The sequence below is a fragment of the Rhodovulum visakhapatnamense genome (assembly GCF_004365965.1).
GTDB classification, from domain to species: Bacteria; Pseudomonadota; Alphaproteobacteria; order Rhodobacterales; family Rhodobacteraceae; genus Rhodovulum; species Rhodovulum visakhapatnamense.
Map to the genome: position 1 here is coordinate 291426 of NZ_SOEB01000001.1, position 23170 is coordinate 314595.

The following is a 23170-nucleotide window of genomic DNA, read 5'->3' on the forward strand; positions in this document are numbered from 1 at the left end:
CCTTTCGCGGCGATCTACCAGCGGCGCTCGAAGCGGCGGCGCAGGATGATGGCGATGATGTTCATGGTCATCAGGAACAGAAGCAGGATGATGATGCCGCCCCAGGCCCGTTCGTAGAAGGCCGGGTCGGCCCGTTTGGCCCATTCGTAGATCTGCGCGGGCATGGCCGAGTTCGGCGCGAGAAAGCCCGAGATCGCGCCGTCGGGATAGTTCGAGGCGATGAAGCCCACCATCCCGATCAGCAGAAGCGGCGCGGTTTCGCCCAGCGCCTGCGCCAGCCCGATGATGGTGCCCGTGAGGATGCCGGGCATCGCCAGCGGCAGCACATGGTGGAACACCGCCTGCATCTTCGAGGCCCCTACCCCCAGCGCCGCGTCCCGGATCGAGGGCGGCACCGCCTTCAGCGAGGCCCGGGTCGAGATGATGATCGTGGGCAGGGTCATCAGCGACAGCACCAGCCCGCCGACCAGCGGTGCCGATTGCGGCAGGTGCACGAACTGGATGAAGACCGCCAGCCCGAGGATCCCGAAGACGATCGAGGGCACCGCCGCGAGGTTCGAGATATTGACCTCGATGATGTCGGTAAAGCGGTTCTGGGGGGCGAATTCCTCCAGATAGATCGAGGCCGCGACCCCGATGGGCAAGGACAGCAGAAGCACCACGATCATCATGTAAAGCGAGCCCAGCATCGCCACGCCCAGCCCCGCCTGTTCCGGACGCGCGTCCGAGGCGTCGGGCCCGGTGATGAAGGCCAGGTTGAAGCCCTTGGTCGCGACGCCCGCATCGCGCAGCTTGTCGATCAGGTCCAGATGGACCGCGTCGAGGTTCTTGTCGCGCTCGATCGACTCGCGGCTGACGCGCCCCTTGAGATAGCCGTCGACCCGTGACGAGGCGAGGATCCGCACCGCGACCGTCTGCCCGATCAGGCTTGGATCGGCCAGCACCATGTCGCGCAAGGTCGAGCGGGCGCCATCGGAAAACAGCTTGTCGAGCGGCGAGGAAAAGCCGGTGACCTTGGCATCGGCCAGCGGCGTGTCGATCCCGTGCGTCTCGATCTCGCGCAGCATCGCCGCGCGCAGCAGCGGCGAATAGGCGAAGGTCTTGACCGACTTGATATCTTCGAGGTCGCGATTGCCGGTCTTGTCCAGAACGTCCTCGCGGAATTCGACCTGCAGCGTGTAGCCGGTCTGCTGGAAGGCGCCGATGCCGTTCGAGAAGATGGCGTAAAGCAGCGCCGCCAGGAAGAACAGGCCGACCCCGACCGCGGCGATCCCGTAAAGCCGGAACCGGGCTTCGGCGGCGTTGCGGCGGCGGGTGCGCGCGTCGGCCTCGAGCAGCGAGCCGGTGCGGGCGGGCCGGGCCGGGCCGGACGATGCGTCGGTGAAGGGGACGTCGGTCATTCGTACTGCTCCCGGTACTTGCGCACGATGTAAAGGGCGAAGACGTTCAGCCCAAGGGTGATGACGAACAGCGTCATGCCAAGCGCGAAGGCGACCAGTGCCTCGGGGCTGGCGAAGTCCGCGTCACCGGTCAGCTGGCTGACGATCTTGGCGGTGACCGTGGTCATCGCCTCGAACGGGTTCAGCGACAGGTTGGCCGCGGCCCCTGCCCCCAGCACCACGATCATGGTCTCGCCGATGGCGCGGCTCGCGGCCAGCAGGATGGCGCCGACGATGCCCGGCAGCGCCGCCGGAAGGACAACCTGGCGAACGGTTTCCGACCGGGTGGCGCCAAGCCCCAGCGAGCCGTCGCGCATCGACTGCGGCACCGCGTTGATGATGTCGTCCGACAGCGAGCTGACGAAGGGGATCAGCATGATGCCCATCACCAGCCCTGCGGTCACGACGGCCGTGCCCGCCTGCATGAGGCCGACCCCGTCCTGACCGAAAACCTTCAGCAAGAGGGGCCCCACCGTCAGCAGCGCGAAGAGGCCGTAAACGATGGTGGGAATGCCCGCCAGCACCTCGATCATGGGCTTGGCGAAGGCGCGGACATGCGGTGTGGCGTATTCCGACAGGTAGATCGCCGCGAACAGCCCGATCGGCACCGACACCGCCAGCGCGATGATCGAGATATAGAAGGTGCCCCACAGAAGCGGCAGGATGCCAAGGTCGGACCCGCCGCCGAAGCTGGGGCTCCAGGTCGTGCCGAAGAAGAAGTCCCAGGCGGGATAAAGCCGGAAGAAATCGATGGTGTTGAAGACCAGAGACAGCACGATGCCGATGGTGGTCAGGACCGCGATGGTCGCCGCGAAGATCAGCACATAGCGGATGCCGGTCTCGACCGAGTTCCGCGCCCGGAAGCTGGGCGTCGTGCGGATCAGCGACAGCGCGAAGCCCCCCAGCGCCAGCGCCAGAACCGCGCCGGTCATCGCCAGACTGCCCTCGCCCGCAATCCTGCGGTAGCGCTGGGCGGCGAAAAGCTCGGGCGCGCCGACCCTCGAACCCAGCGCCACGCCGACCGCGCCAAGCCGGTTGCGGACATCGGTAAACTCGGCCCGGATGTCGCGCGCCTGGGCATGGGTCATCGCGCCCTCGGCCACCGCCTTGTCGAGCCCCTCGGCGATGCGGCGCACGTCGCTCATCACCAGATCGCGGGTGGTGCCTTCGGAAATGGCGCTGTCGGGCAGCAAGGCCGACACTTTCGCATCGACCACGATCGGCTGCACCAGAAGCCAGATGCCCAGAAGGAACAGAGCCGGGACGACGGTCAGCAAGGCGACATTGGTGCCGTAGTAAGAGGGCAGCGAATGCAGCAGGCGAATGTCGCCCCCCGCCCCGCCAAGGGCGCGGCGCCGGCCCAGCACGAAGCCGAGGGCGCCGAGGGCGAACACGATGAGCACGAGCCAGAGAACAGGCATGACCGCTCCGTCTGTGGGATGAAACAACCTAAAAGACGGAAGGGCGGCGTGGGGGCCGCCCTTCCGGACCTGCCGAGCTTAGTTGCTCATGGTCTCTTCGTTGGCAACCTTCGCCTGGGTCGCCGCCAGTTCCGGGTCCGACACCAGGCCATAGGCGGCCAGCGGGCCGTCGGGGCCGGCCATTTCGTCCGACACGAAGAATTCGGCGAATTCCTTCAGGCCGGGGATCACGCCGATATGGGCCTTCTTGATGTAGAAGAACAGCGGACGCGACACCGGATATTCGCCCGAGGCAATGGTCTCGGTCGAGGGCGCGATGCCCGACATGGTCGCCACTTTCAGCTTGTCGGTGTTGTTCTCGTAGAAGGCCAGTCCGAACACGCCGACGCCGTTCGGGTTGGTGTCGATGCGGGCCAGCGTCTCGGTGTAGTCGCCGTCGATATCGACCGACTTGCCGTCGGTGCGCACCGCCTTGCAGGCCTTCTCGGCGTCTTTCTCGTCCATGCCCATGCCGACCATCGCCTCAAGCGCGCCGGTGGCCTTGCAGCCCTCGATCAGCACCTTCTCTTCGAAGACTTCGCGGGTGCCATGCTTGGTGCCGGGGATGAAGGCGGCGATATCGACCGCGGGCAGCTCGGGATTGGCATCGGCCCAGGTCGAGGCGGTGTTCGCGACCATCTTGCCGTCGACCGGCAGTTCGGCGGCCAGCGCCTTGAAAAGGTCCGAGGGCGTGAAGGCGGTGAAGGCCGGGCCGTTCAGCTGGCTGGCGAAGACGATCCCGTCATAGCCGATGCGGACCTCGATGATGTCCGAGACGCCATTGGCCTTGCAGGTTTCGATTTCCTTGTCCTTGATCGGACGCGAGGCGTTCGCGATGTCGATCGAGGTTTCGCCGACGCCTTCGCAGAAGCGTTTCAGACCGGCCGACGACCCGCCCGATTCCACGACCGGGGTCGGGAAGTCGAAGTTTTCGCCGAAGGCTTCGGCGACGATCGAGGCGTAAGGCAGCACGGTCGAGGACCCGGCAACCTGAACGTTGTCGCGCGCCGCGGCGGCGGTCGCCGAAACGGCAGCGATGGCGAGCGCCGAGGCGGTCAGTTTCGCAAAGGACATGAATAGCTCCTGATTGGTTTCGGCCGCGGGACTGCGGGCGGCCTCGGCCCGGGTCCTAGACCTGCGGCGCCAACCTTTTGTGACACTGAGGTAACGGTTTTATGACAGTCGTCATATTCGGCTGCGACATCTCGGGGTCCCGCTTTCGCATTGCCACCATGGGTTGTCAGGCCATCGGCAGCATCACCGAAAACGTGCTTCCCTCGCCCGGAACGCTGTCGATCCGGAATCGGCCGCGATGGCGGTTCACGATATGCTTGACGATGGCCAGCCCCAGCCCGGTGCCGCCCATCTCGCGCGAGCGGTGGCTGTCGACCCGGTAGAACCGTTCGGTCAGGCGCGGGATATGGACCGGATCGAACCCCTCGCCCCGGTCGATCACGTCGATCCGCACGCCGGGGCCGCGAAACGCCAGCTCGCGCTCGGACCGGGTCAGGACCAGCCGCAGCACCCCGCCCGAGCCGCCATACTTGATGCCGTTCTCGATCAGGTTGTGAAACACCTGGGTCAGCTGATCCTCGTCGCCCAGCACATGGGTCGCCTCCTCGGCCCCCTCCAGCGTCATCTCGACCCCGGCGCCGCGCGCCAGCGCCCGCAGGGTCTGCACCGAGGTCCGCAACAGCGCGGCGACATCGACCCGCGCGCCGGGCCGCATCCGCTCTTCGGCCTCGACCCGGCTCAGCGACAGCAGATCGCTGACCAGCCGGTTCATCCGTTCCGCCTCGCGCGCCATGATGTCGAGAAACCGCTCGCGCGCGGCCGCGTCGTCCCGGGCCGGGCCGCGCAAGGTCTCGATAAAGCCCATCAGCGCGGTCAGCGGGGTTTTCAGCTCGTGGCTGACATTGGCCACGAAATCGCGGCGGATCTGCCCGGCCTGCTCGCGGTCGGAAATATCGGCAAAGCTGAGAACGACGCCGCCCGCTGCCACGCCTTCAAGCGGGCTGGCGGTCACGTCATAGGTCGAATCGCGCCCCAGATCGCTGCGCAGATAGCGCGCGCGGCGCGGCTGGCGCAGCCGAAGCGCCTCTTCCACACAATCGAGAAGCGCCGGATGGCGCAGCACGGTCACATAGTGCCGACCGGTTCCGCTGGGGCCGAACAGGGCCATGGCCGCATCATTGAGGGCGCTGACGCGCTCGTCCCGTCCGATCAGCACCACCGGAACGGGAACGCCGGCAATAATTGACAACCCTAAAGAATCGTTCACTTTTCACCCCATCCCTGAAGACCGGCCCCGGCCCGGCCATGACGGCTGGACGTTACGGAATCGACCTTTGGGCAATTGCCAGATTGCCCACCCGCGCGCTATAGGCAGACTTGTGTACATGGCGTAATGAACAGCTTGACAGTGTTGTTGACGAGGTTTTCCGAAATTCGGCCGTGATGGCCAGTCGCCAAAAGGAGCGCGGCTATGGATTATACAGGCCCCGGACAAGCCCCTCATGCCGAACCCGGCCCCGGCCGTGGCGGAATGGCGCTTCTGATCGGTTTCGATCGGGTCGATCAGCCCGAAATCGGCATGCCCTTTGCCAGCGCGCGCGTCGAGCGGCTGCCCTACGGTCTGGTTCAGGCCGCGCTGTCCTCGGTGCAATCGGTCGACATGGTGGTCTCGCCGCTTCTGACCGAACAGTTCGACGCGATGGATCTGGCCACGCAGCTGGAACTTGGCGGTTATCGCGGGCTTTATGTCGTGGTGACGCCCGTCGTGCCCAACCCCGAAATCATCCGGCGCGAAATCGCGGCACTTTGCCCGGGCATCACGGTTCAGCTGATCCCCCGCGCGCGGCACTAGCGCCCCTCGCGTGGCGGAACGGGCCGCCCGGTCGGTCTCATATCGCGACAAGACCCGCCCGGTAGCGGCGCGCGTTTTCCTGATAGTGCAGCGCCGACTGCCGCAGCCGCTCGATGGCCGCCTCATCCAGCTGCCGCACGAACTTGCCCGGCGCGCCCATCACCAGGCTGTTATCGGGGATCGCCTTGCCCTCGGTGATCAGGGCCGAGGCGCCGATCAGGCAGTTCCGGCCGATCCGGGCGCCGTTCAGCACCGTGGCGCCCATCCCGATCAGGGTGTTCTCGCCGATGGTGCAGCCATGCAGCATCGCCTTGTGGCCGATGGTGCAGCCCGCGCCGATGGTCAGCGGATAGCCCATATCGGTATGGCAGACGGTGTTTTCCTGGATATTGGTCCTGGCGCCGACGGTGATCGGCTCGTTATCGCCCCGAAGCGTGCTGCCGAACCAGATCGAGGCGCCCGCGCCGAGGATCACGTTGCCGATCACGTTGGCGTCGGAGGCAACCCAGTAGTCGCCGTCCTCGGGCAGGGTGGGGGCAAGTCCGTCAAGCGCGTAAAGGGTCATGGCAGGGCCTCGAATTCGGCCTGCAACGCGCGCACATGCTCGGTCAGACCGGGCTGCTGGCTGCGCCGCAGGCGGGTGGCGGTGAGGATGGTCTTCAGCTTCTCTTCGGTGGCGTCGAGATCGTCGTTCACCAGCACGAAATCGTAGCCGTCCCAGTGGCTGATCTCGTCCCAGCTTTTCTGCATGCGCCCGGCGATGGTCTCGGCGGTGTCCTGACCCCGGCTGACCAGACGCCGGCGCAGCTCGGCGATCGAGGGCGGCAGCAGGAAGATCGACAGCGTGTGCTGGCCAAGCGACGAATTGCGGATCTGTTGCGCGCCCTGCCAGTCGATGTCGAACAGCACATCCTGCCCGGCCTCGATGGCGGCACGCACCGGCGCCTCGGGCGAGCCGTAGAAATTGCCGAAGACGAAGGCGTGTTCCAGCATGGCCCCGCGCGCGACCTGCGCCTTGAAGGCCTGTTCCGACAGGAAATGATAGTCGTGCCCGTCGACCTCGCCCGGCCGCGGCGCCCGGGTGGTGGCCGAGACCGAAAAGGCAATCGCCGGGTCCCAGTCGCGCAACCGGCGCGCCAGCGTCGACTTGCCCGCGCCCGAGGGCGAGGACAGGATGATCAGCAATCCGCGCCGTGCCGCCATCGGCTCTTACTCCACGTTCTGGACCTGTTCGCGCATCTGATCGATGACCGCCTTGAGGTCAAGCCCGACCCGGGTCAGATCGGCCGATTGCGCCTTGGAGCACAGCGTGTTGGCCTCGCGGTTGAATTCCTGCATCAGGAAATCGAGCTTGCGCCCGGCCGGTTCGCCCGCCGCCATCAGTGCCCGGGCCGCCGCCACATGGGCCCTGAGCCGGTCGATCTCTTCGGTGACGTCGGTCTTGACCGCGATCAGCGCCAGTTCCTGCGCGACCCGGTCGGGATCGGCGCCCGCCGCGCCCTCCAGCACCCGAGCAAGCGCGGTCATCAGTGTGTCTTCCATCTGCCCGCGCCGGGCCTCGGCCGCACGGGCGGCGGTCTCGGCCAGTGACGAAATTGTGGCGAGATGGTCGCAAAGCACGGTGGTCAACGCCCGGCCCTCGGCCGCCCGCATCGCCACAAAGTCGTCAAGAAGCGGGCCGAGATCGGCGGTCAGCGCCGCCAGCAGCGGGCCGGTATCGGGGTCGGGCGCGGCGCTGTCGGCAAGCCCCCGCATCGCCAGGATCTCGACCGCGCTCGAGGGCGCCAGACGAAGCCCCTGCCGCGCCGCCTCGGCCTCGACCCGGGCCAGCAGCGTCAGCGCCGCCGTCAGCGCGGCCGGGTCCACATGCAGGGCATTATGGGCCGAATCGCGGGCCGTGAGTCGCAGCCCCAGGGTCACGCTGCCGCGCGCCACCCGCCCCTGCACCGCCGTCCGCACCGCCTGTTCCAGCCCGGACACCCAGTCCGGCAGCCTCAGGCGCAGGTCCAGCCCCTTCCCGTTCACGCCCCGCAACTCCCATGTCCAGACATGCGTTTCCGTCTGTCCGGAGCGGGACGCGAAGGCGGTCATCGACTGCAACATGAACCCGTTAACCTTCGGTATAAAAAAGGCGCGAATAAGTGGCCATTTTGTGGCAAATTCCTTTCAACAGAGGTCGTATCGCGATAGCACTTCGATCGGGTGGCGACAACGCCGCGGACAGGGTGCCCGCGGCGATACCGAGATGCAAGGAGACTGCCATGGTGGAGTCCGAAACCCGTCCCCGCGCTGCGGTGATCGCCCTGTCGGGATACCGAACCGGAGGCGCCCTGTCCGCCCTGGACGACGTCGAAACCTATTGGGCCGGGCTGCGTGACGATCAGGGCACATTGCCCAGCCGGGCCCAGCTCGATCCGCGCGGCTTCTCGCGCGCGCTGTCGAACTGCTTCGTGGCCGAGGCGATGGCGCCGCGCCACCTGCGGCTGCGGCTGACCGGCCAGCACATGACCGACCTGATGGGCATGGACATGCGCGGCATGCCGCTGTCGGCGATGATCCTGCCGGAATCGCGCCCGGTGCTGGAAGACAAGATCGAGGCGCTTCTGGCGGGCGACGGGGCGGGCGTGCGGCTGACGCTGATCTCGCCGCGCAGCTACAACCGCCAGGCCCTGTTCGCCGGGATGATCCTGCTGCCGCTGGCCCGCGAGAACGGCTCGCCCACCAAGATCCTCGGCGCGCTGGCCACGGTCGGCACCGTGGGCTGGACGCCCCGCCGGTTCCAGATCCTCGGCGAAACCGCCAATCCCGAACCGCGCCCCGCGCAGGACGCGGGCGAGGCGCGCCGCCCGGCACTGACGGTCATTCAGGGCGGGATCGTCGAACCGGAACCGGCGTTCTGACATCAAGGAATGGTCCTCTCCGGACGCCGGGCGACGGGTATCGCCTGTCCGGAGGAAACGTCCCGTCCGCCAGAAGGCGGGCGGGATTTTTTTGTTGTTCTGGAATAGGTTGCCGGGTGGTCTTGCGCCCTTGCATGAAGCGTCGTCCGGCAGGGGCACTGTGCCCCCGCCGGCCAGAGCGGATCACATGGCGGCTGCGGCCGCGGCCGCGTCGTTGCGCGCCGACAGTTCCTCGGCGACGAGGAAGGCCAGTTCCAGCGCCTGGCTGGCATTGAGCCGCGGGTCGCAGGCGGTGTGATAGCGCGAGGACAGGTCCTCGTCGGTCACCGCGCGCACGCCGCCGGTGCATTCGGTCACGTCCTTGCCGGTCATCTCGAAATGCACCCCGCCGGGGATCGTGCCCTCGGCCTTGTGGACGGCGAAGAACTCCTGCACCTCGCACAGCACCGCGTCGAAGGGCCGGGTCTTGAAGCCGCTCGGCGACTTGATGGTGTTGCCATGCATCGGGTCGCAGACCCAAAGCACCTCGGCCCCCATCTCGCGCACCACCTTGATCAGCCGCGGCAGGTGATCGCCCACCTTGCCCGCCCCGAAGCGCGAGATCAGCGTCAGCCGCCCCGGCACGTTCTTCGGGTTCAGCTTCTCGATCAGGATCTTCAGGTCGTCCTCGGCCATCGAGGGCCCGCATTTCAGCCCGATCGGGTTCATCACACCCTGGCAGAAGGCGACATGGGCACCATCGACCTGACGGGTGCGGTCGCCGATCCAGATCATGTGGCCCGAGCCCGCGATCCAGTTGCCCGAGGTCGAGTCGACCCGGGTCAGCGCCTCTTCGTATTCCAGCAGAAGCGCCTCGTGCGAGGTGAAGAAATCGACCGTCGAGAGCCCGTTCATGGTCTCGCCGTTGACGCCCGCCGCGGTCATGAAGGCCAGCGTGTCGCTGATCCGGTTGGCCATGTCGCGGTATTTCTCGGCCTCGTCGCGTTCGAGGAAGCCCAGCGTCCAGGCATGCACCCGGTGGATATCGGCGAACCCGCCCTTGGAAAAGGCGCGCAGCAGATTCAGCGAGGCGGCGGCCTGGGTATAGGCCTGCAGCATCCGCGCCGGATCGGGGATCCGCGCCTCGGGGGTGAAGTCGAAGCCGTTGATGATGTCGCCGCGATAGCTGGGCAGCTCGACCCCGTTCATCGTCTCGGTGGGGGCCGAGCGCGGCTTGGCGAACTGGCCCGCCATCCGGCCGACCTTGATCACCGGCACCTTGGCGCCCCAGGTCAGCACGATGGCCATCTGCAACAGCACCTTGAAGGTGTCGCGGATGGTGTCGGCGGAAAATTCGGCGAAGCTTTCGGCGCAGTCGCCGCCCTGCAACAGGAAGGCCTTGCCCTGCGCCGCCTGTCCGAGCTTGGCGGTGAGGTTGCGCGCCTCGCCCGCAAAGACCAGCGGCGGATACTTGGCAAGCTGCGCCTCGACGGCCGTCAGGGCCGCCGCATCGGTGTAGTCGGGCATCTGCACCCGCGGGCGGGCACGCCAATCCGATTTCTGCCAGGGGGTCATCGTCGTGGTTCCATGCTCTTCGTCAATTGGCGCCTTATAAGAGCTGAGACCGCATCCGGCTACCCGGAATTCGCCGCGCCTCCCCGGCCGTGCCGCCGCCCGCCCGTCGGCGCGCCCGTCAGCCGCGCGGTCATACCCCCTGCCCGCCCGCGCCTGCGCGCGCAGGCCTTGATCCCGACGGACAATTCTGTATCGCTGATCGACACGACGCGCGGAGGGATGCTTGGCCCCGGTTCCCGACAGATCCAGCACCGCACTCGCGGCCGCCTCCGGGCGGAAACCGCAGGACGTCGTCTTCGTCCTGCTCGACCGCTTCACAATGATGAGTTTCGCGGGCGTCATCGAGCCGTTTCGCATCGCCAACCGCATGGCCGGGCAGACGCTTTACCGCTGGCGGCTGGCGGGCGAAGGCGGCGGCGAGGCGGCCTGTTCGAACGGCAGCCGGGTGCTGCTTGACATCGGCCTCGAGCCGCTGGGGCGCGACGAGATCGTCATCGTCTGCGGCGGCATCGACGTGCAGAAGGCCACCACCCGGACGCTGGTCGGCTGGCTCCGGCGCGAGGCGCGCAAGGGGCTGATCGTGGCCGGGCTGTGCACCGCGGCCCATGCGCTGGCCAGGGCCGGGCTGCTCGACGGCAAGCGCGCCACCATCCACTGGGAAAACCAGGACGGCTTTCTGGAGGATTTCCCCGAGATCGAGCTGACGCGCTCCGTCTTCGTGATCGATGGCAACCGGATGACCACGGCGGGCGGCACCGCCTCGATCGACCTCGCGCTGACGCTGATCGCGCAGACCCATGGCCAGGATCTGGCCAATGCGGTGGCCGACCAGTTGATCTATTCCTCGATCCGCACCGATCAGGACACCCAGCGGCTGTCGATCCCGACCCGGATCGGGGTCCGCCATCCCAAGCTGAGCCAGGTCATCCAGGTGATGGAGAAAAACCTCGAGGACCCGATCTCGCCCGCGACGCTGGCGCGCGATGTGGGCATGTCGACGCGCCAGCTCGAACGGCTGTTCCGGCGCTATCTGAACCGCAGCCCGAAACGCTACTACATGGAACTGCGGCTGTCGAAGGCGCGCAACCTGCTGATGCAGACCGACATGAGCGTGATCAACGTGGCGCTGGCCTGCGGCTTTGCCTCGCCCAGCCATTTTTCGAAATGCTACCGCGCCCATTACGACACCACGCCCTACCGCGAACGCGGCAGCCGCGGCGGGAGGCTCGAGGCGTGAGGCGCCGGACGGGCGCGGGCGGGCTGTCCTGCGGGCCGGGATCCCGGGGCGCCGAGGCACGCCCTTTTCTTTTTCTTGCGCGGCTTTTACGGTCACGATGAATTTCGTTCCAACACGGGAGTTCTAAGAATGAAGAAACTGCTTCTGGCCAGCGCGGCCACGCTGGCCCTCGCTGGCGTCGCGAACGCCGAAGAGGTCAAGATCGGCATCCTTCTGGGCTTTACCGGCCCGCTGGAATCGATCACGCCGAACATGGCCGCGGGCGCGGAACTGGCGATTGCCGAGGTCAACAAGGCCGGCACGCTGCTGGACGGCGCCACGGTGAGCTCGGTGCGGGCCGACTCGACCTGCGTCGACGCCGCCGCCGCCACCGCCTCGGGCGAACGGCTGGTCACCTCGGACAAGGTGAACGGCATCGTCGGCGCCGACTGTTCAGGCGTGTCCGGTGCGGTGCTGCAGAACGTCGCCCGGCCGAACGGCGTGGTGATGATCTCGCCCTCCTCGACTTCGCCTGCCCTGTCGACCGCCGAGGATGACGGGCTGTTCTTCCGCACCGCGCCGTCGGACGCGCGCCAGGGCGAGGTGATCGCCGACGTGCTGAAGGAACGCGGCATTTCCTCGGTCGCGATTTCCTACACCAACAACGATTACGGCAAGGGTCTGGCCGACTCGATCCAGTCCGCCTTCGAGGCCGCCGGCGGCACGGTCACGATCTCGGCCGCGCATGAGGACGGCAAGGCCGACTATTCGGCCGAGGTCGCGGCGCTGGCCTCGGCGGGCGGCGACATGCTGGTCGTGGCGGGCTATGTCGATCAGGGCGGCAAGGGCATCATCCAGGCTTCGGTCGATACCGGCGCCTTCGACACCTTCTTCCTGCCCGACGGCATGTATGGCGACTCGCTGATCGAGGCCATCGGCTCGCCGCTCGACGGCTCGTTCGGCACCGTGCCCGGCACCGACAGCGACGGCGCGCAGACCATCCTCGACATGGCGGCCGAGGCGGGCTTCGACGGCACCTCGTCCTATGTGGCCGAAGACTATGACGCGGCTGCGCTGATGTTGCTGGCGATGCAGGCGGCAGGCTCGTCGGCGCCTGCGGACTACAAGGGCAAGATCATGGACGTGGCCAACGCGCCCGGCGAGAAGATCCTGCCCGGCGAGCTGGCCAGGGGGCTCGAACTGCTCAAGGCGGGCGAGGACATCGACTATGTCGGCGCCACCAATGTCGAGATGATCGGGTCGGGCGAAAGCGCGGGCAGCTTCCGAGAGTTCACCATCACCGACGGCAAGGCGGTCACCGACCGGTTCCGCTGAGCCGCGCCGCGACATTAAGGCCGGACGGCCCGGGGCTGAAAAAGGTTGCCCCGGGCCGTGCCATTCGCTAAGCGCCCGCCGCCGGGCAAGGACGCGGCGGCAAAGGGAAACACCGATGATCAAGGTCGAAAACCTGCACAAGCATTTCGGCGGCTTTCATGCCGTCGACGGTGCCTCGATCGAGATCGAGACCGGCTCGATCACCGGGCTGATCGGGCCGAACGGTGCGGGCAAGTCGACCCTGTTCAACGTGATCGCGGGGGTGCTGCCGCCGACCTCGGGCCGGGTCCTGATGGATGGCGAGGACATCACCGGGCTGAAACCGCACGAGCTGTTTCACAAGGGCCTGCTCAGGACCTTCCAGATCGCCCATGAATTTTCCTCGATGACGGTGCGCGAGAACCTGATGATGGTGCCCGCGGGCCAGTCGGGCGAAGGCCTGTGGTCGGCCTGGTTCCGGCGCGGCCGGATCGCCCAAGAGGAACGCGCGCTGGCGCGCAAGGCCGACGAGGTGCTCGAGTTCCTGACGATCTCGCATGTCGCCGACGAGAAGGCGGGCAATCTTTCGGGCGGGCAGAAGAAGCTGCTGGAGCTGGGCCGGACGATGATGGTCGATGCCAAGATCGTCTTCCTCGACGAGGTCGGCGCGGGCGTCAACCGCACGCTTCTGAACACCATCGGCGAGGCCATCGTCCGGCTGAACAAGGAACGCGGCTACACCTTCTGCGTGATCGAGCATGACATGGACTTCATCGGCCGGCTTTGCGATCCGGTGATCGTGATGGCCGAGGGCAAGGTGCTGGCCCAGGGCAAGGCCGACGAGATCATGCAGAACGAGGCGGTGATCGAGGCCTATCTGGGCACCGGGCTGAAGAACAAGATGAAGGCGGGTGCCAATGCCTGAAACAGCGCCAGAGACTGGCGCCTGCTGAGACCGGCGTCCGACAAACCGCCCGGCCGGTGCCTCTGGCGGGCCCGGGCATGGGTATTTGAACCAAGAAGAAGAACGGAAGCGCGCGCATGGCAGAGCCTTTCCTGATCGGGGACCGGATGACCGGCGGCTATGGCGGGGCCGATATCCTGCACGGCTGCACGGTGGCGGTCGAGAAGGGCGAGATCGCCGTGATCGTGGGCCCCAACGGGGCGGGCAAGTCGACCGCGATGAAGGCGGTCTTCGGGATGCTGAACGTGCATGCCGGGGCGGTACGGCTGAACGGCGAGGACATCACCCGCCTCAGCCCCCAGGCCCGCGTCGCCAAGGGCATGGCCTTCGTGCCGCAGACCCACAACATCTTCACCTCGATGACGGTCGAGGAGAACCTCGAGATGGGCGCCTTCCTGCGCCGCGACGACATTTCGGGCACCATCGACGAGGTCTACCGGCTGTTCCCGATCCTCAAGGAAAAGCGGCGGCAGGCGGCGGGCGAGCTGTCGGGCGGCCAGCGCCAGCAGGTGGCCGTCGGCCGCGCGCTGATGACCCGGCCCTCGGTGCTGATGCTCGATGAGCCGACCGCGGGCGTCAGCCCGATCGTGATGGACGAGCTCTTCGACCGGATCATCGAGGTGGCGCGGACCGGCATTTCCATCCTGATGGTCGAACAGAACGCGCGTCAGGCGCTGGAGATCGCCGACAAGGGCTATGTGCTGGTCCAGGGCCGCAACGCCTATACCGATACCGGCCGGGCGTTGCTCGACGATCCCGAGGTGCGACGCACCTTTCTGGGGGGCTGAGCATGCGACATCTGGCAATCCTTGCGGGATCCCTGGTGGCGCTATCGGCCGACGCGGCGGGGGCGGCGGCCGTCAGCCTCGACTGCGTGGCGCGGCTGACCTGCGTCAGCAATCTGGACGCGGGCCGCGCGGGCTGTCAGCCGACCGAGCTGCGCTATGCGCTGGAGGTCGGGCGCAAGACCGGCGCCAAGGTGGTGATGACGCCCGAGGGCGCCGACGAGACCGGGCGGTTCTACGAATTCCGCCGCCTGCCCGGCACCGAGGGCGTGCGCCTGCAGGCCAGCGGCGGCGGGCTGGAGCCCGGCCAGGGTGCGGGCGTGCTGACCGTCTTCGAGACGCTCGATTTCGTGCTGACGCGGCATGACGCGGTGCTGCTCGATCCCGAGGGCGGCACGCCCCGGGCGATTGCCGTCACCGTGCATGGCACCTGTGCCGAAAAGGACTGAAGCCTGTCCGGGCGCAGAGGCGCGCGCCCCGGACCCGTTCGAAGGAGTCACGCCGTGACCCACGCCCCCGAGATCGCGCCCCGGCCGCAGAGACTGGCCGCGCTGGCCGGGCTGCTCGCCCTCTGGGCCGCGCTTGCCCTGCCCGCCGCGGCCCAGACCGCCGAGCGGACCGCCCCTGATCCCGGCCCCAACGGGTTCGAGATGCGCTGTCATTTCGCCACCGCCTGCAGCGAGGCCGCGCCCTGCGAGGCGACCGATGTGACGGCTGCGCTCAGCGGACGGATCGGCGGCCTGGGGGCGGGGCTTCAACTGGCGCGCGCCGATCTGAGCCTTGCCGGCCGTCGCGTCGAGGCCATCGGCACGCTGAGCGGCCCCGGAACCGGCGGCACGCTCTTCCTGCAAGGCGGCGCCGGGACCGAGCGGCACTATCTGGCCATCGCCCGCTCCGCCGCGCGCTATACCGTTCATGCGGCCGAGGGGCCGGTTTCCACGACCTATATCGGGACCTGCGAGTGATGGAATTCCTCAACGCCCTTGTGGCTTTCGCCAATTTCGTGCTGGTCCCGGCCACCGCCTATGGCGCGCAGCTCGCGCTTGGCGCGCTGGGGGTCACGCTGATCTACGGCATCCTGCGTTTTTCGAACTTCGCCCATGGCGACACGATGGCCTTCGGGACCATGGTCACGATCCTCGTCACCTGGGCTTTGCAGGCGGCAGGGGTTTCGTTCGGGCCGCTGCCCACGGCCCTGCTGGCCCTGCCCTTCGGGATCGCCGGAACCGCGCTGATGGTGCTTGGCACCGACCGGCTGGTCTATCGCTTCTACCGCGAACAGCGCGCCAAGCCGGTGATCCTGGTCATCGTCTCGATGGGGGTGATGTTCATCCTCAACGGCGTCGTGCGTATCATCATCGGGCCGGGCGAACAGAACTTCGCCGATGGCGAGCGTTTCATCGTCACCGCGCGCGAGTTCAAGACGATGACCGGGCTCGACGAGGGGCTGGCGATCCGCAGCACCCAGGGGCTGACCATCGTCACGGCGGTGATCGTGGTGGCGCTTCTGTTCTGGTTCCTGACCTATACCCGCACCGGCAAGTCGATGCGGGCCTTTTCCGACAACGAGGATCTGGCGCTGCTGTCGGGGATCAACCCCGAACGCGTGGTGGCGATCACCTGGATCATCGTGGCGGCGCTGGCGACCATCGCGGGCGTGCTGTACGGGCTCGACAAGTCGTTCAAGCCCTTCACCTACTTCCAGCTTCTGCTGCCGATCTTCGCCTCGGCCATCGTCGGCGGCATCGGCAGCCCGCTGGGCGCCATCGCGGGCGGCTTCCTGATCGCCTATTCCGAGGTGATGGTCACCTATGCCTGGAAGAAGGTGCTGACCTATACCCTGCCCGACAATCTGGCGCCTGACGGGCTCGTGCAGCTTCTGAGCACCGACTACAAGTTCGCGGTCAGCTTCGTGATCCTGGTGATCGTGCTGCTGTTCCGGCCGACGGGGCTTTTCCGGGGGAAATCCATATGACCATGCGTGACCGGGCGCTTTTCGCGCTGGTGGCCCTTCTGATTGCGGGCACGGGCTTTCTGCAAAGCTGGAACGCCGCGCTCTTCATCCTGAATTACGGGCTGATCTCGGCGGTGATGGCGCTGGGGGTCAACCTGCAATGGGGCTATGCGGGGCTTTTCAACATCGGCGTCATGGGCTTTTCGGCGATGGGCGGGCTGGCCGTGGTGCTGATCGCGATGCCCCCCGTGCCCGAGGCCTGGGCCGCGGGCGGGGTCCGCGTCTGGGCCGGGCTGGCCGTGGGGCTCGGCGTCATTGCCGGGGCCATCGCGATCTGGCGGAAGATGGCAAAAGGCCGTCTGCGCGGGCTAGCCATGATCGTCTGGCTGATCGCGGGCTTCTTTCTCTACCGCGCGATCTTCGACCCGGCGGTCGAGGCGATCGAGGCCATCGACCCGGCCGCGACCGGCTATCTGGGCGGGCTCGGTCTGCCGGTGCTGATCGGCTGGCCGGTCGGCGCCCTGCTGGCGGCGGGGGCTGCCTGGGTGATCGGCAAGACCGCGCTGGGGCTTCGGTCGGACTATCTGGCCATCGCCACGCTCGGGATCGCCGAGATCATCATCGCGGTCCTGAAGAACGAGGACTGGCTGAGCCGCGGCGTGAAGAACGTCAACGGCATCCCGCGCCCGGTGCCCTACGAGGTCGACCTGCAATCGAGCGCCGAATTCGTCGCCCGGGCTCAGGAGCTTGGGCTGGACCCGCTGACCGCCTCGACCATCTTCGTCAAGCTGCTTTATGCGGGGCTCTTCGCCCTTGTGCTGGTGGTCCTGCTCTGGCTTTGCGAGAAGGCGCTGAAATCGCCCTGGGGCCGGATGATGCGCGCGATCCGCGACAACGAGACCGCCGCCGCCGCCATGGGCAAGGACGTCACCCGCCGGCATCTGCAGATCTTCATCCTCGGTTCGGCCATCTGCGGGCTCGCAGGCGCGATGATGATCACCTATGACAGCCAGCTCACCCCCAGCTCGTTCCAGCCGCTGCGCTTTACCTTCCTGATCTGGGTGATGGTGATCGTCGGCGGGTCGGGCAACAACTGGGGCTCGGTGCTGGGCGGCTTCCTGATCTGGTTCCTCTGGGTGCAGGTGGAACCCTTTGGCGCCTGGCTGATGGGCGCGATCACTTCGGGCATGGCCGACGGCTCGGCGCTGAAGACGCATCTTCTGGACAGCGTCGCGCATATGCGGCTTCTGACCATGGGGGTGGTGCTGCTGGTGGTGCTGCGCTTCAGCCCGCGCGGGCTGATCCCCGAACGCTAGGCCAGCGCTAGCCGTCGCAGGCGCAGCCGGGCCCGACATGGCAGGACCGGCTGCGGCTGATGCAGCTGTCGCCGCAGGCCTTGCCCTTGCTGCAGACCTTGCAGCAATAGATCGGCTGTACCGGCGGCGGGGCCAGCAAAAGCAGCCGCGCCGTCGGCGTCAGAGGCGTGACCCGTCCCTGCCCTTGCGCCAGAGCCTCCCCTGCCCCTAGGATAAGCACCAGGGCGCACAGCGCCCGCATGACCCGTCTGCCCATCGGCATCTCCTCCGTCTTCGGCCCGGTCGTTAATCTTTGTTACCGTCACGGACCGCAGCGGAGCAGTCGGGTTTCATGACCTTGACGGCGGCCGCGCGGGGGCGGCAGGCCGTTCACAAAGAGGGGGACCGGCAAAGATGACCGACATCCTGATCCTCATGCCCGCCGCCGGCGCCTCGTCGCGGATGCGCGGGCGGGACAAGCTGCTCGAGACGGTCGACGGCGAGGCGCTCTTGCGCCGTCAGGCCCGCCGGGCCGGAGCCAGCGGTGCCCCGGTTCTGGTCACCCTGCCCCGCCATGCGGGCGGTCCCAGAGCCGAACAGCTGGACGGGCTGCCACGCCTCAGGGTCACCCATGTCGACCCGGCCGAGGGCATGGCGGCCTCGCTGCGGGCCGGGGCTGAGGCCGCAGCCGCCGCAGGCGCGCGCGGGCTGATGGTGATGCTGCCCGACCTGCCCGAGATCGGGACGGAGGATCTCCTCCGCCTGATCGAGAGCTTCGCCGAGGCCCCCGACAGCTGCCTGCGCGCCACAGCCGAAGACGGGCGCCCGGGCCATCCGGTGGTGTTTCCGGCGCGGCTTTTCCCCGCGCTTGAAACGGTGGCGGGCGATGTCGGCGGCCGCGACCTGCTGGCCCGCGAGACGGTGCGCACCCTGGCCCTGCCGGGCGGACGCGCCGTCACCGATCTCGACACGCCCGAAGACTGGACCGACTGGCGCGCCCGGGCGGGGCGCTAAAGCTCGCCCAGAACCCGCATCCGGCGGGCATAGGCATAGAACAGGATCGCCATCGCCGCCGCCCCGGCAATCATCGCGTCGCCGAAATAGCCCGCGACCTCGGTCAGGCCGGGCGTCGCGAAGCCGATCAGCCAGACCGCCGCCGTGGTCATCCCCAGCGCCGAGAACCCCAGCACCCAGGGCGCCGCGCCGACCCTGAGAAACAGCAGCACCGCGCCGATCAGCCCGCCCCAGACCGCCACCGCCCAGGCGCCGTCGACAAAGGCGGGAACGGACGTGAAATAGGCCGCCTGCGTCTGGGTGAAGAGCTGCAGATACGGCGCCACGCCATATTGAGTCATCACGTAATCGGCGCATCCGGCAAGGTTCCAGAGGATTGCCAGGATTGCCACCGGCATCATGTGCCAGGCCTCGGACTCGTCGGACATTTTCTTTCCCCGGGTTCTCTCACGCGCGCCGCCGGATCGTGCCGCGTACTGTGGCACCTGTCCAGCGGGTGCGACGTTTTGCAGGGGAAACGCTCCGGGCGCAAGAGCCCGGAGTTCATCTGTCGCGGGGCCATGGCCTAAACCAGTGGCACAATCGCCTGCGGAACGCGCACGGGACGCAGGCGACCCGAGCTGCCCTGGTTGGATCGGCGCCGACCGACCCGATTTGCCGGTCCCGCGCACGTCCCGCCCTGCGATCGGCCAAGCCCCCGCACAGCCGCCCGACCGCCCCCGGATCGGTTGACAGAACCTTAACCCGGGACGCCTTGGGGGGCTACGGTCGAGTATGGCCTAAAGAAGGCATGGGTCTGCCCCGACCTGCGGCGGGAGCTCCCGCGCCGGGCAAGCCCGGGGGTTTTACCGGCGAAATCGGAAACGATGGGGGCGGTTCGGCGGGGAATCGCCGGGAAAACCCGGCGAACCGGAAACGATGACCCGCCGCGATCCGGCACGCTCCGGTTCGGCCTGTCTGACAAAACCGGCCACCGCACCCGACAAGGGGCGAAACAATGCGCACCATTCGGCCGGATCGTTTCGCAAGCTTGCCTTCGTCAAAGCACCGTCCGGGACTCGCCGCGCCCTATTCCGATACGTAGACCTTGAGATTGGTCAGCGAGATCGGCGGCAGCCCCAGCGCCTGCAGCGCCTGCATCGAGACCCGCGTGCCCGCCCCGGGCGAGCTGTCGCTGGGTCTCAGCTCGACCTGCACGCTGGCGCCCGAGACCGGATCGGCCAGACGGCCGCGCCGGGTCTCGTCGACCAGCGGCGTCACCGCCCAGAACCCCGCCTCGTTCGGATCGCCCAGCGAGGCGGTCGTCACGCCCAGCTCGCGTTCAAGCCCGAAGACCGGCGCGGTGGCCTCGGCCAGCCCGGAAGGGGCGGTCGGCACCGCGCCCGATCCGGCACCCGATCCGGTACCCGCCCCGGCCTCGGGACCGGTGGCCTCGGGGACCCCGTCGGTCGGCAGGGTCTCAAGCGCCGAAAGCGGCGCGCCGGGATCGGCCGGGATCTCCTCGGCGGGCGGCGCGGCGCCGCCGCCAAGCGGAATTCCGGCCCCGTTGCACCCGGCCAGCACCAGAGCCAGTCCCAAACCCGGTCCCAGTTTTCTGGCGGCCGTCCGGCCCCGGGTCGTTCCGTCTGCGCGCCCCATCGGCGGTCTCCTCGATCCAAGCATCGCGCCCCAGCCTAGCGGCTTCGCGCGGGCCCCGAAAGGTTCTTGCCGCGCGTCCCCCCTGCCCTTACCTTCTGCGACATGATGCAGCAGCCGCCCCTGATCGACCCTTTCGCCCGCGCCATCACCTATCTGCGTGTGTCGGTCACCGACCGCTGCGACTTCCGCTGCGTCTATTGCATGGCCGAGAACATGGCCTTCCTGCCCAAGAAGGACCTGCTGACGCTGGAGGAACTCGACCGGCTCTGTTCGGCCTTCATCGGGCTCGGGGTCAGGAAGCTCCGGATCACCGGCGGCGAGCCGCTGGTCCGCCGCGACATCCTGACCTTCTTCCGTGCCATGGGGCGGCATCTGGACAGCGGCGCGCTGGACGAACTGACCGTCACGACCAACGGCTCGCAGCTGGAAAAGCACGCCACCGCGCTCTGGGAGGCCGGGGTCCGGCGGGTCAATGTCAGCCTCGACACGCTCGACCCCGACAAGTTCGCCCGCGTCACCCGCTGGGGGCGGCTCGATCAGGTCCGGCGCGGGATCGAGGCGGCGCAGGCCGCGGGGCTCCGGGTCAAGATCAACACCGTCGCGCTGAAGGGCTTCAACGAGGACGAGCTGTTCGATCTGGTCGACTGGTGCGCCGCAGGCGACATGGACCTGACCTTCATCGAGGTCATGCCGATGGGCGATCTGGGCAACGACTACCGGGTCGATCAGTACTGGTCGGTGCGCGACGTGCGCGCGCGGCTGGAAGAGCGGTTCACCACGGTCGATCTGGCCGAACGCACCGGCGGGCCCGCGCGCTATGTGCGGCTGGCCGAGACCGGGCAGAAGATCGGCTTCATCACGCCGCTGTCGCATAACTTCTGCGAAAGCTGCAACCGGGTGCGGGTGACCTGCACGGGCGAGCTTTACATGTGCCTCGGTCAGGAAGACCGCGCCGATCTGCGCGCGCCGCTGCGCGCCCATCCGGGCGACGACGGCGCGCTGGTCGGGGCGATCCGCGCCGCGATCGCCGCCAAGCCCAGGGGCCACGATTTCGACTATTCGCGCCAGCGCGCCGACGGCCAGGTCAGCCGCCACATGAGCCATACCGGCGGCTAGGCCGCGAACCGGTCTCAGGCGATCTCGACCACCGCGTCGATCTCGACCAGCGCATTGGCGGGCAGCGACGCCACGCAGACCGCCGTCCGGGCATGCTGTCCGGCCGTCCCCCAGAGGTCGATGAAAAGCTGCGAGGCGCCGTTGACGACCATCGGCCCGGCCTCGAAGCCCGGCCGGGCCGAGACGAAGCCACCGACCCGCACGACCTCGCGCACCCGGCCAAGCGAGCCGACCACGGCGCGGATCGAGAACAGAAGGTTCAGCGCGCAGATCCGCGCCGCCGCCTGCGCCTCGGCCAGATCCAGACTGTCATCGGCCGGGCCGAAATAGCGCGGGACGCCCTCCCATTCGCAGATCTGCCCCGACAGGAACAGCAGGTTGCCGCTGAGCTTGCCCGGCAGGAACATCGCCCGCGACGGCGCGCTGTCGGGCAGACTGTGGCCCAGCTCTCGCAGCCGTGCTTCGACCGGACAGGCGGTCATGGATGCGCCTCGGGCGCCAGCCGCCGGGCCAGCGCGACCAGCGACAGGTCCGACCCGCGCGGCCCGATCAGCGACACCCCGCAGGGCGCGCCCTCGACCATGCCCGCAGGCAGCACCACCTGCGGCAGCCCGGCCAGCCCCGCGACGCACAGAAGCCGCATCGCGTCATGGCGGAAGCCCTCCAAGACCTCGTCCGGCGCATCGAGCGCGAAGGGGGCCGCATGGACCGCGGGCGCCAGCAGGACGGCATCGACCAGCAGTTCCTCGAGATGGGCGGCAAAGGCATGACGGGTGGCGCGGGCCTTGTCGATCTCGGCCTCCTCCAGCGCCGCGGCCGCTGCCACGCGCCCGTCGATGCCGCGCGCCAGCGGCATGCCCGAGCGGCGGATGAACGGCAGAACCGTCTCTTGGGCCTCGCCGCCATTGGTCACCCGGTAGGCGGCATAGGCCGCGTCCGCGCCCTCGGGATAGACCTCGACCTCGCGCGAGGGCATGGTGCCGAAGGCCGCCTCCAGCACCGCGCGCGGCGCCTCGTCAAGCTGGGCCACCATGTCGGCGGGCCAGAGCAGATCGGGCATCTCGGGCAGCGGCACCGGGTCGGGGTCCATCAGCGCCCCGGCCGCGGCCAGAAGCGTCGCGCCGTCCCGCGCGAACAGCCCGGCGGTGTCGTAGCTGGGGGCCAGCGCCATCGCGCCTGCCAGCGGCACCCGGCCATGGGTCGGCCGAAGCCCCCAGGTGCCGCAAAAGCTTGCCGGGGCCCGGACCGACCCGCCGGTATCGGTGCCAAGCGCGATATCCGCCAGCCCCGCCGCGACCGCGACCGCAGACCCCGACGAGGACCCGCCCGGAATGCGGTCGGGGGCCTTCGGGTTCACCGGCGTGCCGAAATGCGGGTTCATGCCATAAAGCGCCCAGGCCAGTTCGTCGGTATGGGTCTTGCCGACGAAGCGCGCCCCCGCCTCCAGCAGCCGCTGGACGGCCGGGGCGGTGGTTTCGGCCTCGCGGCTTGCGGCCAGTTTCAGCGGACAGCCGCAGCCGGTGCGGTAGCCCCGGACATCGAACAGGTCCTTGACCGCCAGCGTCAGCCCGGACAGCGGACCCTGGGGGGCGTTTTCCACCGAAACGGCGGGATAGGGCATGAAGGCATGATAGGCATCTTCTTCGATCAGCATC

At 68.0% G+C, this 23170-nt stretch carries 25 protein-coding genes; 12 read left to right on the plus strand and 13 right to left on the minus strand.

Annotation, left to right across the window (positions count from 1 at the left end; genetic code table 11):
* Nucleotides 1-14: 14 nt before the first annotated feature.
* The 4 genes from pstA to EV657_RS01375 form a co-directional block, all read right to left on the minus strand.
* Nucleotides 15-1400 (minus strand): phosphate ABC transporter permease PstA, encoded by a 1386-nt coding sequence (gene pstA, locus EV657_RS01360; RefSeq protein ID WP_134076893.1) that lies wholly within the window; start codon nucleotides 1398-1400, stop codon nucleotides 15-17.
* On the minus strand, nucleotides 1397-2860 hold the full coding sequence (gene pstC / locus EV657_RS01365) for a phosphate ABC transporter permease subunit PstC (protein ID WP_113669616.1): 1464 nt from the start codon (nucleotides 2858-2860) through the stop codon (nucleotides 1397-1399). Before pstC ends, pstA begins: the two co-directional genes overlap by 4 nt.
* 78 nt (nucleotides 2861-2938) lie before the next feature.
* Entirely contained in the window at nucleotides 2939-3973 is a 1035-nt protein-coding gene (locus EV657_RS01370) for a substrate-binding domain-containing protein (RefSeq protein ID WP_075786374.1), read from the minus strand.
* 166 nt (nucleotides 3974-4139) lie between these two features.
* On the minus strand, nucleotides 4140-5180 hold the full coding sequence (locus EV657_RS01375) for an ATP-binding protein (RefSeq protein ID WP_166673617.1): 1041 nt from the start codon (nucleotides 5178-5180) through the stop codon (nucleotides 4140-4142).
* Between the two features lie 204 nt (nucleotides 5181-5384).
* Between EV657_RS01375 and EV657_RS01380 the strand changes: the two genes are divergently transcribed.
* Nucleotides 5385-5765 carry a hypothetical protein gene (locus EV657_RS01380; protein WP_075786372.1) on the plus strand — a complete coding sequence of 127 codons (381 nt, stop codon included), beginning with the start codon at nucleotides 5385-5387 and terminating at the stop codon, nucleotides 5763-5765.
* Nucleotides 5766-5802: 37 nt separating this feature from the next.
* Here EV657_RS01380 and EV657_RS01385 read toward each other — a convergent pair whose 3' ends face one another.
* The 3 genes from EV657_RS01385 to EV657_RS01395 are packed head-to-tail and all read right to left on the minus strand — an operon-like array spanning nucleotide 5803 to nucleotide 7868.
* Nucleotides 5803-6330: a gamma carbonic anhydrase family protein gene (locus EV657_RS01385; RefSeq protein ID WP_134076894.1), complete on the minus strand. Its 528-nt coding sequence runs from the start codon at nucleotides 6328-6330 to the stop codon at nucleotides 5803-5805.
* Nucleotides 6327-6968: a guanylate kinase gene (gmk, locus tag EV657_RS01390; protein WP_075786370.1), complete on the minus strand. Its 642-nt coding sequence runs from the start codon at nucleotides 6966-6968 to the stop codon at nucleotides 6327-6329. The genes EV657_RS01385 and gmk overlap by 4 nt, the downstream gene beginning before the upstream one ends.
* A gap of 6 nt (nucleotides 6969-6974) precedes the next feature.
* On the minus strand, nucleotides 6975-7868 hold the full coding sequence (locus EV657_RS01395; protein ID WP_134076895.1) for a YicC/YloC family endoribonuclease: 894 nt from the start codon (nucleotides 7866-7868) through the stop codon (nucleotides 6975-6977).
* 158 nt (nucleotides 7869-8026) lie between these two features.
* Here EV657_RS01395 and EV657_RS01400 point away from each other — a divergent pair, with 158 nt between their 5' ends.
* Nucleotides 8027-8665 carry a PAS domain-containing protein gene (locus tag EV657_RS01400; protein WP_075786368.1) on the plus strand — a complete coding sequence of 213 codons (639 nt, stop codon included), beginning with the start codon at nucleotides 8027-8029 and terminating at the stop codon, nucleotides 8663-8665.
* Nucleotides 8666-8848: 183 nt separating this feature from the next.
* Here the strand turns inward: EV657_RS01400 and EV657_RS01405 are convergent, their stop codons facing one another.
* Nucleotides 8849-10219 carry a class II 3-deoxy-7-phosphoheptulonate synthase gene (locus tag EV657_RS01405; protein ID WP_075786367.1) on the minus strand — a complete coding sequence of 457 codons (1371 nt, stop codon included), beginning with the start codon at nucleotides 10217-10219 and terminating at the stop codon, nucleotides 8849-8851.
* A 319-nt stretch (nucleotides 10220-10538) separates the two neighbouring features.
* On the opposite strand from EV657_RS01405, the gene EV657_RS01410 reads away from it, so the two are divergent.
* The 8 genes from EV657_RS01410 to EV657_RS01445 all read left to right on the plus strand — a co-directional run bounded on the left by EV657_RS01410 (nucleotide 10539) and on the right by EV657_RS01445 (nucleotide 17768).
* Nucleotides 10539-11456 carry a GlxA family transcriptional regulator gene (locus tag EV657_RS01410; RefSeq protein WP_113669649.1) on the plus strand — a complete coding sequence of 306 codons (918 nt, stop codon included), beginning with the start codon at nucleotides 10539-10541 and terminating at the stop codon, nucleotides 11454-11456.
* 129 nt (nucleotides 11457-11585) lie between these two features.
* Complete coding sequence (locus tag EV657_RS01415; RefSeq protein WP_134076896.1) at nucleotides 11586-12770, plus strand: ABC transporter substrate-binding protein; 1185 nt, start codon at nucleotides 11586-11588, stop codon at nucleotides 12768-12770.
* Nucleotides 12771-12885: 115 nt separating this feature from the next.
* Complete coding sequence (locus tag EV657_RS01420; protein ID WP_075786364.1) at nucleotides 12886-13674, plus strand: ABC transporter ATP-binding protein; 789 nt, start codon at nucleotides 12886-12888, stop codon at nucleotides 13672-13674.
* 116 nt (nucleotides 13675-13790) lie between these two features.
* Nucleotides 13791-14501 carry an ABC transporter ATP-binding protein gene (locus EV657_RS01425; RefSeq protein ID WP_075786363.1) on the plus strand — a complete coding sequence of 237 codons (711 nt, stop codon included), beginning with the start codon at nucleotides 13791-13793 and terminating at the stop codon, nucleotides 14499-14501.
* A 2-nt stretch (nucleotides 14502-14503) separates the two neighbouring features.
* The gene (locus EV657_RS01430) at nucleotides 14504-14947 is read left to right on the plus strand and encodes a hypothetical protein (RefSeq protein ID WP_134076897.1); all 444 of its coding nucleotides are present in this window, start codon (nucleotides 14504-14506) and stop codon (nucleotides 14945-14947) included.
* A 54-nt stretch (nucleotides 14948-15001) separates the two neighbouring features.
* Nucleotides 15002-15463 (plus strand): hypothetical protein, encoded by a 462-nt coding sequence (locus EV657_RS01435; RefSeq protein WP_134076898.1) that lies wholly within the window; start codon nucleotides 15002-15004, stop codon nucleotides 15461-15463.
* Nucleotides 15463-16473, plus strand: coding sequence for a branched-chain amino acid ABC transporter permease (locus EV657_RS01440; RefSeq protein WP_134076899.1), 1011 nt, complete (start codon nucleotides 15463-15465; stop codon nucleotides 16471-16473). Before EV657_RS01435 ends, EV657_RS01440 begins: the two co-directional genes overlap by 1 nt.
* Before the next feature lie 2 nt (nucleotides 16474-16475).
* Nucleotides 16476-17768 carry a branched-chain amino acid ABC transporter permease gene (locus EV657_RS01445; RefSeq protein ID WP_134076959.1) on the plus strand — a complete coding sequence of 431 codons (1293 nt, stop codon included), beginning with the start codon at nucleotides 16476-16478 and terminating at the stop codon, nucleotides 17766-17768.
* A 7-nt stretch (nucleotides 17769-17775) separates the two neighbouring features.
* Here the strand turns inward: EV657_RS01445 and EV657_RS01450 are convergent, their stop codons facing one another.
* Nucleotides 17776-18024, minus strand: coding sequence for a hypothetical protein (locus EV657_RS01450; RefSeq protein WP_113669624.1), 249 nt, complete (start codon nucleotides 18022-18024; stop codon nucleotides 17776-17778).
* Between the two features lie 137 nt (nucleotides 18025-18161).
* Between EV657_RS01450 and EV657_RS01455 the strand changes: the two genes are divergently transcribed.
* Entirely contained in the window at nucleotides 18162-18761 is a 600-nt protein-coding gene (locus tag EV657_RS01455) for a nucleotidyltransferase family protein (RefSeq protein ID WP_113669625.1), read from the plus strand.
* Here the strand turns inward: EV657_RS01455 and EV657_RS01460 are convergent.
* Together EV657_RS01460 and EV657_RS01465 are read right to left on the minus strand one after the other, a co-directional pair.
* The gene (locus EV657_RS01460) at nucleotides 18758-19189 is read right to left on the minus strand and encodes a hypothetical protein (protein ID WP_075786357.1); all 432 of its coding nucleotides are present in this window, start codon (nucleotides 19187-19189) and stop codon (nucleotides 18758-18760) included. The two genes, EV657_RS01455 and EV657_RS01460, sit on opposite strands and share 4 nt — an antisense overlap.
* A 640-nt stretch (nucleotides 19190-19829) precedes the next feature.
* Nucleotides 19830-20399 carry a hypothetical protein gene (locus EV657_RS01465; protein ID WP_113669626.1) on the minus strand — a complete coding sequence of 190 codons (570 nt, stop codon included), beginning with the start codon at nucleotides 20397-20399 and terminating at the stop codon, nucleotides 19830-19832.
* Between the two features lie 105 nt (nucleotides 20400-20504).
* On the opposite strand from EV657_RS01465, the gene moaA reads away from it, so the two are divergent.
* Nucleotides 20505-21515: a GTP 3',8-cyclase MoaA gene (gene moaA / locus EV657_RS01470; protein WP_134076900.1), complete on the plus strand. Its 1011-nt coding sequence runs from the start codon at nucleotides 20505-20507 to the stop codon at nucleotides 21513-21515.
* 14 nt (nucleotides 21516-21529) lie between these two features.
* Here the strand turns inward: moaA and EV657_RS01475 are convergent, their stop codons facing one another.
* Together EV657_RS01475 and EV657_RS01480 are read right to left on the minus strand one after the other, a co-directional pair.
* On the minus strand, nucleotides 21530-21997 hold the full coding sequence (locus EV657_RS01475; RefSeq protein ID WP_134076901.1) for a RidA family protein: 468 nt from the start codon (nucleotides 21995-21997) through the stop codon (nucleotides 21530-21532).
* Complete coding sequence (locus tag EV657_RS01480; protein WP_134076902.1) at nucleotides 21994-23169, minus strand: amidase; 1176 nt, start codon at nucleotides 23167-23169, stop codon at nucleotides 21994-21996. Before EV657_RS01480 ends, EV657_RS01475 begins: the two co-directional genes overlap by 4 nt.
* Nucleotide 23170: the final 1 nt, after the last annotated feature.

Excerpts from the sequence above, each read along its gene's own strand:
- EV657_RS01415 (WP_134076896.1), top strand. The coding sequence starts at position 11,586 with ATGAAGAAACTGCTTCTGGCCAGCGCGGCCACGCTGGCCCTCGCTGGC.
- moaA (WP_134076900.1), top strand. The coding sequence starts at position 20,505 with ATGCAGCAGCCGCCCCTGATCGACCCTTTCGCCCGCGCCATCACCTAT.
- EV657_RS01465 (WP_113669626.1), bottom strand. The coding sequence starts at position 20,399 with ATGGGGCGCGCAGACGGAACGACCCGGGGCCGGACGGCCGCCAGAAAA.
- EV657_RS01480 (WP_134076902.1), bottom strand. The coding sequence starts at position 23,169 with ATGCTGATCGAAGAAGATGCCTATCATGCCTTCATGCCCTATCCCGCC.
- EV657_RS01430 (WP_134076897.1), top strand. The coding sequence starts at position 14,504 with ATGCGACATCTGGCAATCCTTGCGGGATCCCTGGTGGCGCTATCGGCC.
- pstA (WP_134076893.1), bottom strand. The coding sequence starts at position 1,400 with ATGACCGACGTCCCCTTCACCGACGCATCGTCCGGCCCGGCCCGGCCC.
- EV657_RS01400 (WP_075786368.1), top strand. The coding sequence starts at position 8,027 with ATGGTGGAGTCCGAAACCCGTCCCCGCGCTGCGGTGATCGCCCTGTCG.
- EV657_RS01370 (WP_075786374.1), bottom strand. The coding sequence starts at position 3,973 with ATGTCCTTTGCGAAACTGACCGCCTCGGCGCTCGCCATCGCTGCCGTT.
- EV657_RS01440 (WP_134076899.1), top strand. The coding sequence starts at position 15,463 with ATGGAATTCCTCAACGCCCTTGTGGCTTTCGCCAATTTCGTGCTGGTC.
- EV657_RS01450 (WP_113669624.1), bottom strand. The coding sequence starts at position 18,024 with ATGGGCAGACGGGTCATGCGGGCGCTGTGCGCCCTGGTGCTTATCCTA.
- EV657_RS01425 (WP_075786363.1), top strand. The coding sequence starts at position 13,791 with ATGGCAGAGCCTTTCCTGATCGGGGACCGGATGACCGGCGGCTATGGC.
- EV657_RS01420 (WP_075786364.1), top strand. The coding sequence starts at position 12,886 with ATGATCAAGGTCGAAAACCTGCACAAGCATTTCGGCGGCTTTCATGCC.
- EV657_RS01385 (WP_134076894.1), bottom strand. The coding sequence starts at position 6,330 with ATGACCCTTTACGCGCTTGACGGACTTGCCCCCACCCTGCCCGAGGAC.
- EV657_RS01455 (WP_113669625.1), top strand. The coding sequence starts at position 18,162 with ATGACCGACATCCTGATCCTCATGCCCGCCGCCGGCGCCTCGTCGCGG.
- pstC (WP_113669616.1), bottom strand. The coding sequence starts at position 2,860 with ATGCCTGTTCTCTGGCTCGTGCTCATCGTGTTCGCCCTCGGCGCCCTC.
- gmk (WP_075786370.1), bottom strand. The coding sequence starts at position 6,968 with ATGGCGGCACGGCGCGGATTGCTGATCATCCTGTCCTCGCCCTCGGGC.
- EV657_RS01460 (WP_075786357.1), bottom strand. The coding sequence starts at position 19,189 with ATGTCCGACGAGTCCGAGGCCTGGCACATGATGCCGGTGGCAATCCTG.
- EV657_RS01405 (WP_075786367.1), bottom strand. The coding sequence starts at position 10,219 with ATGACCCCCTGGCAGAAATCGGATTGGCGTGCCCGCCCGCGGGTGCAG.
- EV657_RS01475 (WP_134076901.1), bottom strand. The coding sequence starts at position 21,997 with ATGACCGCCTGTCCGGTCGAAGCACGGCTGCGAGAGCTGGGCCACAGT.
- EV657_RS01395 (WP_134076895.1), bottom strand. The coding sequence starts at position 7,868 with ATGTTGCAGTCGATGACCGCCTTCGCGTCCCGCTCCGGACAGACGGAA.
- EV657_RS01410 (WP_113669649.1), top strand. The coding sequence starts at position 10,539 with ATGATGAGTTTCGCGGGCGTCATCGAGCCGTTTCGCATCGCCAACCGC.
- EV657_RS01380 (WP_075786372.1), top strand. The coding sequence starts at position 5,385 with ATGGATTATACAGGCCCCGGACAAGCCCCTCATGCCGAACCCGGCCCC.
- EV657_RS01445 (WP_134076959.1), top strand. The coding sequence starts at position 16,476 with ATGCGTGACCGGGCGCTTTTCGCGCTGGTGGCCCTTCTGATTGCGGGC.